The 16,720-nt window shown below is 63.5% G+C and carries 10 protein-coding genes; 3 read left to right on the top strand and 7 right to left on the bottom strand.

What is annotated here, in order from left to right:
- A partial coding sequence (locus tag ACV1FX_RS27830; RefSeq protein WP_473119414.1) for an integrase core domain-containing protein occupies positions 1 to 105 on the top strand: 105 nt, incomplete at its 5' end.
- Between the two features lie 28 nt (positions 106 to 133).
- Here ACV1FX_RS27830 and ku read toward each other — a convergent pair.
- The gene (ku, locus tag ACV1FX_RS27825; RefSeq protein WP_473120759.1) at positions 134 to 1,018 is read right to left on the bottom strand and encodes a non-homologous end joining protein Ku; all 885 of its coding nucleotides are present in this window, start codon (positions 1,016 to 1,018) and stop codon (positions 134 to 136) included.
- Positions 1,019 to 1,138: 120 nt separating this feature from the next.
- On the opposite strand from ku, the gene ligD reads away from it, so the two are divergent.
- A complete protein-coding gene (gene ligD, locus ACV1FX_RS27820; RefSeq protein WP_473120758.1) occupies positions 1,139 to 3,820 on the top strand; it encodes a DNA ligase D in 2,682 nt (893 codons plus the stop codon).
- 174 nt (positions 3,821 to 3,994) lie between these two features.
- Here ligD and ACV1FX_RS27815 read toward each other — a convergent pair whose 3' ends face one another.
- Entirely contained in the window at positions 3,995 to 4,159 is a 165-nt protein-coding gene (locus ACV1FX_RS27815) for a DUF3309 family protein (RefSeq protein ID WP_211384334.1), read from the bottom strand.
- 173 nt (positions 4,160 to 4,332) lie between these two features.
- On the opposite strand from ACV1FX_RS27815, the gene ACV1FX_RS27810 reads away from it, so the two are divergent.
- A complete protein-coding gene (locus tag ACV1FX_RS27810) occupies positions 4,333 to 4,650 on the top strand; it encodes a polyhydroxyalkanoic acid system family protein (protein WP_473120757.1) in 318 nt (105 codons plus the stop codon).
- 10 nt (positions 4,651 to 4,660) lie between these two features.
- Here ACV1FX_RS27810 and treY read toward each other — a convergent pair whose 3' ends face one another.
- From treY to treS, 5 genes are read right to left on the bottom strand one after another with little or no spacing between them, the layout of a single operon-like run.
- Positions 4,661 to 7,444 (bottom strand): malto-oligosyltrehalose synthase, encoded by a 2,784-nt coding sequence (gene treY, locus ACV1FX_RS27805; protein WP_473120756.1) that lies wholly within the window; start codon positions 7,442 to 7,444, stop codon positions 4,661 to 4,663.
- A gap of 2 nt (positions 7,445 to 7,446) precedes the next feature.
- Entirely contained in the window at positions 7,447 to 9,201 is a 1,755-nt protein-coding gene (treZ, locus tag ACV1FX_RS27800; RefSeq protein WP_473120755.1) for a malto-oligosyltrehalose trehalohydrolase, read from the bottom strand.
- On the bottom strand, positions 9,198 to 11,273 hold the full coding sequence (gene glgX / locus ACV1FX_RS27795) for a glycogen debranching protein GlgX (RefSeq protein WP_473120754.1): 2,076 nt from the start codon (positions 11,271 to 11,273) through the stop codon (positions 9,198 to 9,200). The genes treZ and glgX overlap by 4 nt, the downstream gene beginning before the upstream one ends.
- A gap of 3 nt (positions 11,274 to 11,276) precedes the next feature.
- Positions 11,277 to 13,424 carry a 1,4-alpha-glucan branching protein GlgB gene (gene glgB / locus ACV1FX_RS27790; protein WP_473120753.1) on the bottom strand — a complete coding sequence of 716 codons (2,148 nt, stop codon included), beginning with the start codon at positions 13,422 to 13,424 and terminating at the stop codon, positions 11,277 to 11,279.
- Positions 13,417 to 16,710: a maltose alpha-D-glucosyltransferase gene (gene treS / locus ACV1FX_RS27785; RefSeq protein ID WP_473120752.1), complete on the bottom strand. Its 3,294-nt coding sequence runs from the start codon at positions 16,708 to 16,710 to the stop codon at positions 13,417 to 13,419. The genes glgB and treS overlap by 8 nt, the downstream gene beginning before the upstream one ends.
- Positions 16,711 to 16,720 lie beyond the last annotated feature (10 nt).

Below are 16,720 nucleotides of genomic sequence, written 5' to 3'. Positions count from 1 at the left end.
TATGTAATCTACTACAATAACTTCAGGCCTCATCAGGCCCTCGGCGGCAAGACACCAAAGGAATTTGCCGAGGTCCAGACCCAGACCATTCGATCAGCGAATTAGTGAACTTGCACAGCAATGACGGAGTACGCTAACCTGCCTTGCGATGCGTTGCCGCCGCGCGATGCGTCTTGCGCGTGCTGCGATGCTGGCTCGTGCTCCGCCGCGCATGGGAGCGCGCTGACGCCCGTCCCTTGCCTCGCCCCTTCAAACTCTGCTTCAGCGCGTCCATCAGATTGATGACGTTGCTTGGCCGCTCCTCGGGCTCGGGCAGCTCGATCTTTTTGCCGCTGGCTTTTCGCTTCACCAGCGCCTTCAGCGCGTCCTCATATTCGTCCTTGAACTTGCTGGGATCGAAATGCGCCGCCTTGGTGTGCAGGATATGGCCGGCGAGCTCGACCATGTCCTTGGTGATCTTCGGGCTCTTGATGTCATCGAAGAACTGGTCCTCATCGCGCAGCTCGTAGGGGTAGCGCAGCGTGGTGCCGAGCAGACCCTTGCCGAGCGGCTCGATGGTCATGACGTGTTCGCGGTTCGTCAGCACGATCCTGGCGAGCGCCACGCGTTCCTCGTCCTTCATGGCATCGCGGATCACCGCAAAGGCGTCGACCGCAGCCTTGCCATCCGGAGCGACATAGTAGGGGTGGTTGAGGTAGCGCTTGTCGATTTCCTCGCGCGGCACGAAGCTTTCGATGTCGATCGTGTGATTGCTTTCGATTTGAACCGCTTCCAATTCCTCGGGCTCGATCTCGACATATTTGCCCTTACGCAGCTCGTATCCGCGTCCCTTCTGATCACTCTCGACGACGTCGCCGGTCTCGGCATCGACCATCTGCTGCTTCAGGCGGTTGCCAGTCTCCCGGTTGATCATGTGAAACCGCGTTTTCGCTGCAGCGGTCGCGGCGGGATAAAGGACGACCGGGCAGGTCACCAGCGACAGCTTCAACGTTCCTTTCCAATAGGCGCGGGGAGCCATTCCAATCTCCAATGTTTTCAATGCGTTTTCGGAACTCCAACCCACCTTATGGGTTTTGGTTCCGGGTGGGACTTTGGCCGTGATAGGCTTGAATGCGCTTTAGATAATGCGGGACCGGTCGTGCTGAGAAACCTCTCCACCTATCGGAAAAAGCGGGATTTCGAGATTACTCCCGAGCCATCCGGCGAGACGGCTGTGGCGCCGTCGAAACAGCGGCGTTTCGTGATCCAGAAGCATGATGCGACCAGGTTGCATTACGATCTCCGACTGGAGTTCGACGGCGTCTTCAAGTCCTGGGCGGTGACGAAGGGTCCTTCGCTCGACCCCCATGACAAGCGGCTCGCGGTCGAGGTCGAGGACCATCCGCTCGACTACGGCGATTTCGAAGGCACCATTCCGGAAGGACAGTATGGCGGCGGCACGGTGATGCTGTGGGACCGCGGCTATTGGGAGTCTGAGGATCCCGAGCGCGGCTTCAAGAAGGGCGACCTCAAGTTCACACTGCATGGCGACAAGCTGCATGGAAGCTGGGTGCTCGTGCGCATGCGCAACCGCGGCGGCGAAAAATGCACCAATTGGCTGCTGATCAAGCATCGTGACGACTACGCCCGCGAGGGAGACGGCAGCGACATCCTCGACGCGGACAAATCGGTCGCCTCCGGCCGGGCGATGGAGCAGATCGCCGAGCGCAAGGGACGCGCGCCAAAGCCGTTCATGCTGGCGAAGGGGACCAAAGCCAAGGCCGATGCGGTCTGGCAGTCCAATCGCGCCGAGCAGGAGACGCACACCATCAAACCTGCGCCGCGCGCGGCCTTGAAGAAAGGCAAGGCGACGAACATAACGTCCGCGAAGAGGACGAACATAACGTCCGCGAAGAGAGTGTCGGAGATGCCGGACTTCGTCCCGCCGCAGCTCTGCACGGCGGTGGAGCGTCCGCACCCGGGCGAGGGCTGGTGCCACGAGATCAAGTTCGACGGCTACCGAGTGCAGCTTCGTGTCGAGGATGGCGAAGCGACGCTCAAGACCCGCAAAGGCCTCGACTGGACCGGAAAATTCGCATCAATAGCCAAGGAAGGTAGCGCGCTGCCTGACGTGCTGATCGATGGTGAGATCGTCGCCCTCGACCACAACGGCGCGCCGAGCTTCTCCGCGCTTCAGGCGGCGCTGTCGGACGGCAAGACCGATGACCTCATGTTCTTTGCTTTCGATCTCCTGTTCGCCGAAGGCCTTGACCTGCGCCGGTTGCCACTCGGGGAACGCAAGACGCGGCTCAAGGAGTTGCTGGGCGCGCGTAGGAAGAAGTCGAGCCAGATCCGTTATGTCGAGCACTTCGAGAGCGGTGGCGATGCGGTGCTGCAATCGGCCTGCAAGCTCGAGCTCGAAGGCGTGGTCTCGAAGAAGCTCGATGCACCCTATCGTTCAGGGCGCACCGAAAGCTGGACCAAGGCGAAATGCCGCGCCGGCCATGAGGTCGTGATCGGCGGCTACAAGACCACGAATGGCAAATTCCGCTCGCTGATGGCGGGCGTGCACCGTGGCGGTGATCTCGCTTTCGTCGGCATCGTGGGCACCGGTTTTGGTGCCGACAAGGTCAAGCGCATCATGCCGCTGTTGAAGGCGGCGGAGGCCAAGGAGAGCCCGTTCGGCGGCAAGAATGCGCCGAAGAAAACCCGCGATGTGCATTGGCTGAAACCCGAGCTCGTGGCCGAGATCGAGTTCGCCGGCTTCACTGCCGACGGCAATATCCGCCAGGCGGCGTTCAAGGGCTTGCGGCAGGACAAACCCGCGGAAGAGGTCGAGGCCGAGACGCCGGTAAAGACGGAGCTTGCCAAGCCGTCGCCGCGGAAGGACAAGGCGAAGGCGGCATCGAAGACGAAATCAAAACAGCCCGGCACAGCGGAAGTGATGGGCGTCGTCATCTCGAAGCCCGACAAGGAGCTGTGGCCGGATGGCGGGGATGGCGATCCCGTCACCAAGCTCGATCTCGCACGCTACTTTGAGGCGGTCGGCGAATGGATGATCGCTCATCTGAAGGGACGGCCGTGCTCGCTCATTCGCGCGCCCGACGGCATCAAGGGTGAGTGCTTCTTCCAACGCCATGCCATGCAGGGCACGTCGAACCTTTTGGAGCTTGCAAAGGTCTCCGGCGATCGGAAGCCATATTTGCAGGTCGATCGGGTCGAGGGACTGGCGGCGGTGTCGCAGATCGGCGGCGTCGAGCTGCATCCCTGGAATTGCGCGCCTTGCGCCTACGACACGCCAGGCCGGCTGGTGTTCGATCTCGATCCTGCGCCGGACGTGGCTTTCCCCGACGTGATCGAGGCGGCCAGGGAGATGCGACAGCGTCTATCCGACGTCGGGCTGGAGAGCTTCTGCAAGACCACTGGCGGCAAGGGCATGCATGTCGTCGTGCCGCTGCTTTACGGTGCGCGGGACAAGGTCGATTGGAAGGAGGCAAAAGCCTTTGCGCAAGGCATGTGCCGCTGGATGGCCGACGACGATCCGCAGCGATATCTGCTCAACATGTCGAAGAAGCTGCGCGAGGGAAAGATATTCCTCGACTATTTGCGCAACGATCGGATGTCCACTGCGGTCGCTCCACTGTCACCGCGCGCTCGCGACGGCGCCACCGTCTCCATGCCTCTGACCTGGGCGCAGGCGAAGAGCGATCTCGATCCGAAGCGCTATACGCTACGCACAGTCCCGGGCTTGCTGGCGCGATCGAAGGCGTGGGAGGGGTATGACGATGCGGCTGCGTCGATCAAGGCCGCGATCAAGAAGCTGGCGGGGAAGGTGAAGTAGTGGGTACCGCGAGTTTGGTGTCATCCCCGCGAAGGCGAGGGATCCAGTACGCTGCGGCTTCTCTGTATCCCGACTCCGCCTCTGGAATACTGGATCACCCGCTTTCGCGGGTGATGACAGTCTTTGAAGGAACTGACTGAGCGTGTTGGGGGCGGTCGCCGTTGATGCTTCCGTTCAGATCCGTCCCATCAGCAGCAATATCAGCAGGATAACGATGATCAGCCCGAGTCCGCCACCGCCGTAATAGCCGGTGCCGTAGAACGGGCCGCCGCCGATGCCGCTGAAGCCGCCAAGCAGCGCGATGACCAAAATGATCAGAATGATTGTACCGATAGACATGCAAATCTCCTCCAGCCCTCTCGAAGAAGGGTCGTTGTCTTGACCGATTTTCGTCGGGGCAACTTGCCGTCGTAATGAAAGTTCCTCGCTCGGATCGTGATAAGAAGGCATCTAGCAGCGGAACCTTTGCGTTCGACGCGGGGTGATTACATCAGTCGGCAGAGGATATCGTCATGTCAGCACCGCTCGTCGTTTCGATCCCGCATCGTCTCGGTCGCGAGGAGGCCGCGCGTCGTCTGAAGTCCGGGCTTGGCCGCGCAGCCGCCAGCATTCCGGTGATGCACGTCGAGGAGGAGCGCTGGGAGGGCGACCGCATGAATTTCCGCATCCGCGCGCTCGGTCAGGTCGCAGCCGGCCAGGTCGATGTCGGCGAGGATCAGGTGCGGGTCGAAGTAATGCTGCCCTGGCTGTTGCAGCGCTTCGCCGAGCTGGCGCAGGCCGCCATTCGCAAGCGCGGGCAATTGCTTCTGACAAAGGGCGATGGGAAGTAGGATCTCGGTGTCAGGCGGGCACGGGCCGCCGGGCGGTTCTTGCCGTACGCGCAATGCGGGCTTTCAGGACAGCTGCGGGAAACGACCCAAAGGTCCGCGAGAGTCGCAGGTTATCACCCGCGTGACCGGGGATCGCATAGCCCTTCACATCGACGGTCGCATCGAGCATTTCGAATGACGGCCATTCGCGGCCAGCTTGCGTGAGCGGCGCAAAGGTTCGCCCCGCCAGTACGATGGCTGCGTCGCGCCCGTGGCGCCGTGCGAAAGCGATGACATGGTCGGCGTGCGGGCCGCTCACCTCGAGAGCCTGGTAGTCGCCACGGGTGAAGACATCGGCAAGCTCGGAGCGCAGCTCCAGGATTTGCCGCGTCCAGGCGAGTTTCAGGCGCCCATCCGGCCAGTCTCGGGCAAGACCGCTCCGATCGAAGCGCTCCAGTCCCGCGAGCGCCTCCTGCCGTTCGACAAAATCGACCGGACGGCGATTGTCCGGATCGACGAGCGACAGATCCCAGAATTCGGTGCCTTGATAAAAGTCCGGCATGCCCGGGAGTGTTGCCTTCAGCGTGAGCTGGCTCAACGAATTCAGCGCACCGAGCAGGGCGACGCGTCGCGCGAGCGTTTGAAGCGCCTCCAGGAATTCGGCAGAAACCGCGGGATCGAGAATTTTCGCGATGAAGTTCCGCAGGCCTGACTCATAGGTCTCGTTCGGATTGAGCCAACTCGTCTCCTCCTTGCCTTCGCGCGCCGCCTTGAGCGCATAGGCCTGGATGCGCTCAACGAAATCCGCATCGGGCGCGGCGAAGGCCCAAGCGCCGAGCAGCGTCTGGTAGAGCATGTATTCGAACGTCGCCGACGGCGCGCGCATCTCGCCATGCGTGGTGATGTGCGGCACGTTCACCACCTTCCAGCGTGCCACCGCGCTGCTCCATTCGCCCGGGATCTCGCTGAGCGCGGCGAGCCGTGCCCGCGCGTCCTCGCCACGCTTGGTGTCATGCGTGGCCGTGGCCGTCATGCCATGCGGCCATTCCCTGGCGCGCGCCTTCATGGCCTCGTGAAACGCCGGTAGGGCGAGAGCCTTTGCGGCGGGATCGCCGCCGACTTCGTTCAGTGCAAGCAGGCGGTGATAGCGATAGAAGGTCGTATCCTCCAGCGACTTCGCCATCATTGGTCCGGTGAATTGCTGTACCTTCAATGCAAATCGGCGCACGCGCGGAGTGCTGTGGGGTGGCCGGTCCGGCCTCAGCAGGTCCATGGTCAGGGCGTCGCGCAGGAAGTCGAATATGCCGTCGTCGGCCGCGAACCATTCCGCGCGGGCGCGCGCGATGGTCTCTTCGATCAGCTTGCGGTCGTGAGCGGTCGGTCCGCTCGTCGTGATGTAGGTGCGGTAGACCGGGAAATGCAGCACGTAGAGCTCGAGCGCCTGCCGCAGGCTGTCGGCGGAAAAGTCGCGGGTCGAGTAGTGCCCATTGGCAATGCGGGCGAGCAGGCGCGTCAGCACGGTGAACTCGCTGGTGAGAAGCGTATCCAGCACGCGCCTCTTGGCTTCCATCAGATAGGGCGCAAGCCGCGGCGAGCGATTGCTGATCTGACGCCAGGTTTCGTCAAGCGCCTCCAGGCCGCTTGCATCGACCAGCACCTGGGTGATGACGTTCATCCATTCATAACCGGTGGTGCCCTGAACGCCGGCAAAGCGCGGCAGCCGTTCGTGCTCGCACAGGATCTTTTCGATGACGGTGTAGAACGGCTTTGCAGGGCCCTGCGCGTCGCGAACGATCCGGCGCAGCCGCTGGCAATATTGCGCGGGGTCGCGCAAGCCGTCGATATGATCGAGCCGAATGCCCTGCAGCCTACCATCTGCGACCAGTTGCTTGACCAGCCGGTGCGTGGCCGCGAAGGTGCTGGCGTCCTCGACGCGCAGGCCGGCGAGACCGTTGACGTCGAAGAAGCGGCGATAGTTGATGTCGCTGGAGGCGAGCCGCCAATGGCCGAGCTTGTAGTGTTGGCGTTCGAGCAGGTGATGCAGGGCAAGTGTTTGCGTCGGGCGGTCCTTGGCCGAACGATAGGCGGCAAGACCTCGCTCCATGATTTCGGAAGCGCCAGCGATCGCCTTCAGTTCGCCCTTGAGGGCAGGTGCCTCCTGGCGGTTCGGGTGTCGTAGCCCCTGGTAGCGTTCGGCGGCTGCCAGGAGGTGCTTGCCTGCCGCGCTCTCGGTGGCATTCGCCTCCTTGACGATCATCCGCAGGAGTTCGCCATAGCGTTCCGGCGCGATCGGCAGCCGATGCTCGAAGTACCAGGCCGAAAAGCTGCCTTCGCCCGCATCATAGCGCAGCTCGATCTCACCGCGCTCCAGCGCCTCGCCATAGGCCGAGCCGAGGATTGGCAACAGCACGCCGCCGCGGGCGCGATACGGCAACTGATCCCAGTCGATGTCGAAGGAGGCTGCGTGCGGCGAGGCCGGTCCCCATTCGAGCACGTCCAGCCAGTACGGATTGTCGGCGAAGTGAACGCCGACGTGATTTGGAACGAAGTCGATGATCAGGCCGATATCGTGCTGCTTCAACGTGTCGCTGAAGCGGACAAAGCCGGCTTCGCCGCCGAGCTCGGGGTTGAACTGGCTGTGATCGACGATGTCGTAGCCGTGGGTCGAACCCCTGCGCGCCTTCATCAGCGGCGAGGCATAGACATGCGTGATGCCGAGCGCCTTCAGATAGGGGACGATCCGGGCGGCGTCGTCGAAGTTGAAATCGGCCGTGAATTGCAGGCGATAGGTTGCGAGCGGAATGGCGGGAGGCATGCTCACCTCGCAAGGCGCCAGACCACCGACCAGGGCGCAAGTTGGTCACCGGGCTCGCCGCCCCAGATCGGCGTGCCGGTCAAGTTCGGTGAGCTAGCTTCGCGATCCGACAGGTTGGCGGACAGGCGCAGTGTCGCGCCGTCTCCCATGCGCCAATGCGCGGTCAACAGTCCGCTCTCTTCAGCCTTGGCGTCGCCAAAGACCGCGCCGGCAAGCCGTGGCACGATTTCGGTGCGGCGAACACGCAGGAGCTCCCGCACCAGCGACAACCGTGCATCTTCCTCGGGCGTGCGGGCCTCCCAATCGAGCACGGCGGATTGCGGCGTCGCCGGATCGAGCGGGTCGGGCACCTCGTCGCCATATTTCTCGTAAGCCCAGGCATATTCCTGGCGCCGTCCGTTGCGGACGGCATTGGCGAGATCGCCGTGGAAATCGCAGAAGAACGGGAAGGGCTTCTTCGAGCCCCATTCTTCGCCCATGAACAGCATCGGCACCATCGGCGCGAGCAGGGTTACGGCGAGTGCCGCCTCTATCGACTGCGGGGACGCAACGCTCTCCAGCCGATCGCCGAACGGCCGGTTGCCGATCTGATCGTGGTTCTGGAGGAAATTGACGAAGGTGTCCGGCGGAAGCTGCCGGCTTGGCTCGCCCCGTGGCTTGTTGCCCCAGAATGCGGAGACCTCGCCCTGGTAGACGAAGCCCGACGCCAGCGCGCGGGCGAGACCGCTGCGTGGCGAGCGCTGATAGTCGCCATAATAGCCGGAGGATTCGCGCGTGAGCATCACGTGCCAGACGTGATGGTAATCGTCGTTCCATTGGCCGCGATATTTGCCGTTTGGCGGCTCCTCGGTGGGATCGAGCAGACTCGCGCGATTGTCGCCATTCTCCAGCACGAGATGGATGTGCCGCCCGGTCGCCGCCGCAAGCTGGCCCGCGGCGATGCTGAGATCGTGCAGCACCGACTGCTCGCCGGGGATCGCCATGATGTGGTTGGCGGCGTCCAGCCTCAAACCATCGAAGCGGTAGTCGCTGAGCCAGCAGAGCGCATTCTCGACCGCGAAGGCGCGAACCTGCGGCACGCGATAATCGATTGCACTGCCCCACGGGGTATGCGCATCGGTGAAGAAGTTCGGTGCGTAGCGGCCGAGATAGTTTCCCTCGGGGCCGAAGTGGTTGTAGACGACGTCCAGAAAGACCATGAGGCCGCGCAGGTGCGCTTCGTCGATCAGCGCCTTCAAGTCTTCGGGCCGGCCATAGGCGCTGTCGGGCGCATACCACAGCACGCCGTCATAGCCCCACCCGTGCTTGCCGGCGAAGTCCGCCAGCGGCATCAATTCCAGCCCGGTAATCCCGGTCGCGACGAGATGATCGAGCTTGTCGATCATGGCGCGATAGCTTCCCTGCTGTGTGAAGGTGCCGACGTGGGATTCCAGCAGCACCGTCTCATGCCACGGGCGGCCGCGCCAATTCCTGGCGCGCCATTCGAAACTGTCGTGGTCGATCACCTCGCTCGGCCCGAACACATCGTCGGGCTGGAAGGCCGACGCCGGATCCGGCACGTCAAGCTCGTCGTCGATCCTGAACTGATAACGGGCGCCCGCCGTCAGCCCGGGAATGTCGGCCACGTACCAGCCGTCCTCGCCGCGCCGCATCGCATGGCGCCTGTCGAGCATGAGGTCGACGCGCCTCGCGCCTGGCGCCCAGAGTCGGAACGAGACGCCGTCCTTGCCCGGCTTGGCGCCAAAGGATGGCCTCATAGCGCGCCCGCGAAGGCGAGCACCGAGCGCGGCGGCGCCTTGCTCTCGGTGCCGGGCAGGAAATCGACCGTGTTCAACTTGGCATCGGTCGTGTTCAGGATCTGCTGCCAGCTCCTGTATTCGGCCATCCTGGGCAATTTGAATCCGATCTCTTCCGGTGCCGCGTTCAGGACAATAAAGATCGCGGGCACGTCGGGTTCCAGCGGACCGAGCACATAGGCGAGAAATCTCCCTTCCGGAAAATTCCAGTCGCTCTCGTTCATCTCCTCGGCCGCCGGCGTCAGCCACAGGACGCCGTAGGAGCCGTTGGCGCGGCGACCGTCGAGCCAGCTCTGGCTGCGAAGCTGCGAGAAGCGTCGGCGGATCTCGGCGAGCTGGCCCACGAACTCGACCATGTCCTCGCCATCCTTGCCGAGATTGTCCCAAAGCACCCAGCCGACTTCATTGTCCTGGCAATAGGCATTGTTGTTGCCGGACTGGGTGTTGCCGACCTCGTCGCCCGCGAGCAGCAGCGGCGTGCCCTGCGCAAGCATGAGGCAGGCGAGCACGTTCTTGCGGAGCTGGCGGCGCAGCGACAGGATCTGCGGATCGTCGGTCGGGCCCTCGGCACCGCAGTTGTTGCTGTGGTTGTCGTTGGAGCCGTCGCGATTGTCCTCGCCATTGGCCTCGTTGTGCTTCTGGTTGTAGCTGAAAAGGTCGGCCAGCGTGAAACCGTCATGCACGGTGATGTGATTGATGCTGGCGCGCAGCTTGCGGCCATCATGGTGGAACAGGTCGGATGACGCCGTCATGCGGCTCGAGACATCGCCGATCAGGCTGCCTTCACCGCTCCAGTAGCGGCGCATGGCGCTGCGGTAGCGGTCATTCCATTCCGACCATTGCGAGGGAAACGCGCCGACCTGATAGCCGCCGAGGCCGAGGTCCCAGGGTTCGGCCACGAGCTTTACGCCCTGGAGCACCGGATCCTGGCGGACCGCGGTCAGGAACGAGCTGCCGCGGTCGAATCCATTCGGTCCGCGCGCAAGCGTGGTGGCGAGATCGAACCGGAAGCCGTCGACATGGCAGACCTCGACCCAGTAGCGCAGCGAATCCGTGACCATCTGGAGCACGCGCGGATGGGTGAGGTTGACCGACGAGCCGCAGCCGGTGAAGTCGTCATAGTAGCGCGGGTTCTCGCGGTTCAGCCAGTAATAGGAGGCGTTGTCGATGCCGCGGAAGGACAGCGTCGGGCCGAGATGGTTGCCTTCTGCGGTGTGGTTATAGACGACGTCGAGCATCACCTCGATCCCGGCATCATGCAGGCGCGCCACGGTGGTGCGGAAGGAGTCCAGCGGATTGTCCTGCGCGTAGCGCGGCTCCGGCGCGAAGAAGGCAAGCGTGTTGTAGCCCCAGTAGTTGACGAGCTTCTTCTCCACCAGCACCCGGTCGTCGATGAAGCCGTGGATCGGCAGCAGCTCGACGGTGGTCACACCCAGCCGTTTCAGATGCTCGATCATGGCGGGCGAGGACAGTCCGCCAAACGTGCCGCGCAGGTTCGGTGGCACGTCATCGCGCCTCTGCGTCAGCCCCTTGACGTGGGCCTCGTAGATGATCGTCTCGTCCCAGGGAATGTTCGGGCGAATTTCGCGCCGGCCCCAGTTGAAGGTCTCGTCGACGACCACGGCCTTGATCATGCCGCGCGCATTGTCGCGCCGGTCAAAGGACAAATCCTCGCGCGGACTGCCGGTGCGATAGGCGAAATGCGCATCGCTCCACACCAGCCTGCCGGCGAGCCGCTTGGCGTAGGGGTCGAGCAGGAGCTTGTTGGGATTGAAGCGGTGGCCGTGCTCGGGCTCATAGGGGCCGTGCACCCGGTAGCCGTAGAGCTGGCCCGGCGAGACGTCGTTGAGATAGCAGTGCCAGACGTCCTCGGTGCGCTCGGGCAATTCGATGCGCTCGAGCTCGCGCCGTCCCTGGCTGTCGAACAGGCACAGCTCGACCTTCTGCGCGTTGGCGGAGAACAGCGCGAAGTTGGTGCCGCGTCCGTCCCAGCTTGCGCCGAGGCGTGCGGACGTTCCGGCGGTCAGTCGCATGGGTCAGCTTTCCGGAACGAGGAAGATCGCAGCCAGCGGCGGAATGGTCAGGCGCAGCTCCGGCGTCTTGTCGCCGGCCGCCTGCACCTCCCCGACGTTCCCGACATTGCTGCCGCCATAATGGGCGGAGTCGGAATTGAACACCTCGTGCCATTTGCCGGCGAACGGCACCCGGACGCGATAGTTGCGATAGACGTTCGGCGAGAAATTCACGATCACGAGGCAGCGCGCGCGGGCGTCGAACCCCTTGCGGAGCCAGGCAAACACATTGCGATTGGCATCATCGGTGATCAGCCATTCGAAGCCGGCCTGATCGCAATCCATCTGATGCAGCGCAGGCACGGCGCGATAGAGCCGGTTGAGATCGCGGACCAGCGACTGGATGCCCGAATGGCTCTTGTATTCGAGCAGATGCCAGTCGAGCGACTGGTCGTGATTCCATTCCTTGCCTTGCGCGAACTCGCCGCCCATGAACAACAGCTTCTTGCCGGGATGGCCGAACATGAAGCTGTAATAGGCGCGCAGATTTGCGAAGCGCTGCCATTCGTCGCCGGGCATGCGGCCGAGGATCGAGCGCTTGCCGTGCACGACCTCGTCATGCGACAGCGGCAGGATGAAGTTTTCCGAGAAGGCGTAGTGCAGGCCGAACAGGATCTCGCCGTGATGGTGCTTGCGGTAGATCGGATCCTTGCTGATGTAGTTCAGCGTGTCGTGCATCCAGCCCATGTTCCACTTGTAGCCGAAGCCGAGGCCGCCATATTCGACGGGCCGGGAAACCTGCGGCCAGGCGGTGGATTCCTCCGCGGCGGTCGTGGCCTGTGGAAAGCGCGCGAACACTTCCGTATTGAAGCGCCGCAGGAACGCGATCGCCTCGATGTTCTCCCGCCCGCCATACTGGTTCGGGATCCACGCGCCCGCAGGGCGGCTGTAGTCGAGATAAAGCATGGAGGCGACCGCATCGACGCGCAAGCCGTCGATGGCGTAGCGCTCCAGCCAGAACAGCGCGTTCGACACCAGGAGGTTCGTCACTTCGGTGCGGCCGTAATTGTAGATCAGCGTGCCCCAGTCGAGATGGCGACCCTGCAGCGGATTGGCGTGTTCGTAGAGCGCGGTGCCGTCGAAGTGGCCAAGCCCGTGCGGATCGTCGGGGAAATGCCCGGGCACCCAGTCGAGCAGCACGCCGATGCCCTCGCGATGGCAGGCATCGACCAGCGCGGCGAAATCCTCCGGCGGGCCGAAGCGGCTGGTCGGTGCATAGAGGCCGGTCGGCTGGTAGCCCCAGGAGCCGTCAAAGGGATGCTCGCTGACGGGAAGGAATTCGAGATGGGTGAAGCCCATGTCGCGTGCATAGGCCGGAAGTTGCTCGGCGAGCTCGCGATAGGTCAGCCATTCGTTGTCACCCTTGCGCCGCCAGGAGCCGAGATGCACCTCGTAGATCGACATCGGCGCGGAGAGCGCGTTGATGCCGTCGGGCGCCGGCCGCGGGCGTGGCAGGTGTGCTTCGTCGAACACGATCGATGCCGTCTTCGGTCGTAGCTCGGCTGCGAACGCCAGCGGATCGGATTTCAGCGGCAGATTGTGGCCGTGCGGTCCGACCATGTCGAACTTGTAGTGATCGCCGACCTTCGCATGCGGGATGAACAGCTCCCAATAGCCGACGCCGCGCACGCGCATGGGGTGGCGTCGCGCGTCCCAGAAGTTGAAATCGCCGACCACGCTGACCCGGCGTGCATTTGGCGCCAGCACGACGAAGCCGATGCCATCGACGCCGTCGAGCGTCATCGGATGTGCGCCGAGCTTGTCATAGAGCCGCTGATGCGTGCCTTCGCCGAGCAGATAGAGATCGAAATCGGTCAGGATCGGCGGAAAGCGATACGGATCCTCGAGCTCGACGACATTGCCGCCGAACGTCGCGCGCAGCTGGTAGCGCTTGGCGCCGTTGGGCAGCGCGCCCGCGAACAGACCGGCCTCGTGGATGCGGTCGAGTTTCGCCACCTCGCCATGCTCGCCGATCGCCTCGACATTGGAGGCTTCGGGCAGGAAGGCGCGTACCACGCTTTTGTCGCCTTCGGGATGGAGCCCGAGATAGTGGAAGGGATCGGAGTGGCGTCCCTCTATGATCGCATAGGCTTCGGCAGACAATTTAGGCATGTGCTTCGCTCTCAGCATTGGACAGAATGCGAAGCAGCCCGGTCAGCGGCGCATTGAGCGCCTCCGGCCGGTGGGACAGTTCGTACTCCACCTCATCGAACGCTTTATCAAGCAGGAAAAATCTTAACAGGCCGTCCGCCGATTGCCGATCATTTGTCTGCAGGCGCCGGTCGGTCATGGCTTCGCGATACGCGGTGAGGAACGTCGCCGTGGCGCGCTCGCGCCATTCACCGAGTGCGGTCGCGAGCCGTCCCTGTTCGTCTGGCGCACCCTTGAGCGCACGGTCGACCGCAGCGGTCACGGCAAGGTCGATCGAGCAGACGAGGCTCGCGACGTCGCGCGCTGCCGGCGCCCTGCGCCGCCGCTCGGCCAGCGGCAGGTGCGGATTGCCATCGAAGTCGATGATGAAGATGTCGTCCTTCACGATCAGAATCTGTCCGAGGCGGAAGTCGCCATGATGACGGATGTTCAACCCGCCGATCTCGGATGGCAATAGCTTCCTGAGCAGGTCGGAAAGGGCCGGGCGCCGGTCCAGGAGCTGATCGACCAGCGGGCGGTCGGCCTCCCGCAAGCCGTTGCGGCTCTGGGCCAGTGTTTCACAGGTACGCTTGGCGCGATGCAGGAGGTCCATGCTCCACTGGGCGACGTGCGCAGAGGTGACCGGTTCCGGCGCGAGATCGGCGCCCTCGGCCCGGGCGAGCGCGATATGCAGCTCAGCGAGCCGCCGGCCGGTCTGGGCGAGATAATGCAGGTAGGGCACCTGGTCCCGGTTCTCGCGCGGCGCCTCACTTGCAGCGAGCAGGCGCTGTTCGTCGATGTAGCGGTCGAGATAGCCCGAGGTCACCGCCCAGCCGTCGCCCTGGTTCTCGACATAGGCATGCACGACGCCGACCGCGGTCCGCCCGCTATCCTCCACCAGCTCGGCGCTGCCAAGCAGCGCGGGCGTATTGGCGAACTGGGCGACCTCTGTGAGGTAGTAGCCGAGCTCGATCTCCGGGTTGGTGCCGGTTTCGAGCCGACGATAGATCTTGGTGACATACTGATTGTCGACCAGTGCGGTGCTGTTGGCCTGCTCGATGGCGCGGATCTGCTCCGGCTGCTTGACGGTGTCTGCACCGAAGCGGCTGGTCGGCTTGAAGTCCAGCCGCAGATTGTTTTCCTCGACGATCAGGGACTGGCTGAGATTGCGCAGGAACAGGCCGACGAAGATCTGGTCGGTTGCGACGTCGAGCAGCGTTCCCTCGCGTGCGCCCTGGCGCACGGCGGCCAGCGCCCTCGGGTTGAAGCGTTCGCGGTCGAAGCGTACCCATTCGATCTGCATCGGCATCACATAGCGCGACGTGACACCGCGCTGCGTCGCCTCGAAGAATGCGAGCCAGGGCCGGTTGTCGCCGATGTCGCAGAACGGGACCGCCGAGGTCAGGGTCGGCCGGATCTGCTTGGGACTGCGCTCCGGATACCAGCGGGTCCGCGACAAGAATCCCGGCAGCACGTCGCGCTCGAAGACGCCGCGCTCGCGCGCAAGCGAGACCCAGGTCGAATTGACCGGCACCACCAGCGTCTCGAATTCGGGCACCGCGCGCGGTGTCACCGGCTCGGACTTGTCGCGCTCGCGGAGCTGGAACCAGTAATAGCCGTACGGCCCCAGCGTGATCATGTAAGGCAGCTCGCCGATCGCAGGAAAACGCGTACGGCCGAGCATCTCCTGCGGGACCCGGTCCTTCCACGGCGACAGATCGAGCTCTGTCGCCTGTGCCGCGCGCGAAAGATTGGCGATGCACAGGATGACCTCGTCGCGATATTGCCGGACATAGGCCAGCACGGAACGGTTGGCCGGGCGTATGAACGTCATGGTGCCGCGGCCGAAGGCGAGCGTCGACTTGCGCACCGAGATCAGGCGCTTGGTGGCGCTGAGCAGCGAGGACAGGCTGCGCGACTGCGCCTCCACATTGACCGCTTCATAGCCATAGACTGGGTCCATGATCAGCGGCGCATAGAGGCGGGCCGGGTCGCAGCGCGAGAAGCCGCCATTGCGGTCCGGGCTCCACTGCATCGGCGTGCGCACGCCGTTGCGGTCGCCGAGATAGATGTTGTCGCCCATGCCGATCTCGTCGCCGTAGTAGATGATCGGCGTGCCCGGGAACGACAGCAGGAGCGAGTTCATCAGCTCGATCTTGCGCCGGTCGTTGTCCATCAGCGGTGCGAGCCGCCGGCGGATGCCGAGATTGATCCGCGCCCGTGGATCGTTGGCGTAGGTCGACCAGAGATAGTCGCGCTCGACGTCGGTGACCATTTCCAGCGTCAGTTCGTCGTGGTTGCGCAGAAATAGCGCCCATTGACAGGTCTGCGGAATGTCCGGCGTCTGGCGCAGGATGTCGGTGATCGGAAAACGGTCCTCCTGCGCGATCGCCATGTAGATGCGCGGCATCAGCGGGAAGTGGTAGGCCATATGGCATTCGTCGCCGCGGCCGAAATATTCCTGCACGTCCTCGGGCCATTGATTGGCTTCCGCAAGCAGCAGCTTGCCCTTGGAGTAGGCGTCGAGTTCGTGGCGCAGCCGCTTGATAATGGCATGCGTCTCGGGAAGATTCTCGTTCGAGGTGCCCTCGCGCTCGCAGAGATAGGGAATTGCGTCCAACCGGAATCCGTCGACGCCGGCGTCCAGCCAGCGCTTCATCACCTGGATGATGGCGCTGACCACCCGCGGATTGTCGAAATTGAGGTCAGGCTGGTGCGAGAAGAAACGGTGCCAGTAGAACGCACCGGCCTCCGGATCCCAGGTCCAGTTCGACTTCTCCGTATCCGTGAAGATGATCCGCGTGCCCTGATATTTCTGGTCGGTGTCGCTCCAGACATACCAGTTGCGGGCGCTCGAGCCCGCGGGGCTCCTTCGCGCGCGCTTGAACCATCTGTGCTGATCGGAGGTGTGGTTGACGACGAGCTCGGTGATCACTCGCAAGCCGCGCCGCTGCGCCTCCTGGATGAAGCGCTTGAAATCCTTCATCGTCCCGAAATCGGGATTGACCGAGCCGTAATCGGCGATGTCGTAGCCGTCGTCGCGGCCCGGCGAGGGATAGAACGGCAACAGCCACAGCGCGGTGACGCCGAGATCCTGCAGATAAGGCAGTCTTTCGGTCAGCCCGGCGAAGTCGCCGATGCCGTCATGATTGCTGTCGGCGAACGCCTTGACATGGAGCTGGTAGACGATCGCGTCCTTGTACCAGAGCTCGTCCACGACCTCGGCAGCTTCGATCTTCTTCTCGTCAACGGAGGAAAGAACGTTCATGCCGTAGACC

The organism is Bradyrhizobium ingae (assembly GCF_055791185.1).
The sequence above is the reverse complement of the archived record's forward strand: the minus strand, read 5'-3'. Positions and strand labels throughout refer to the sequence as shown.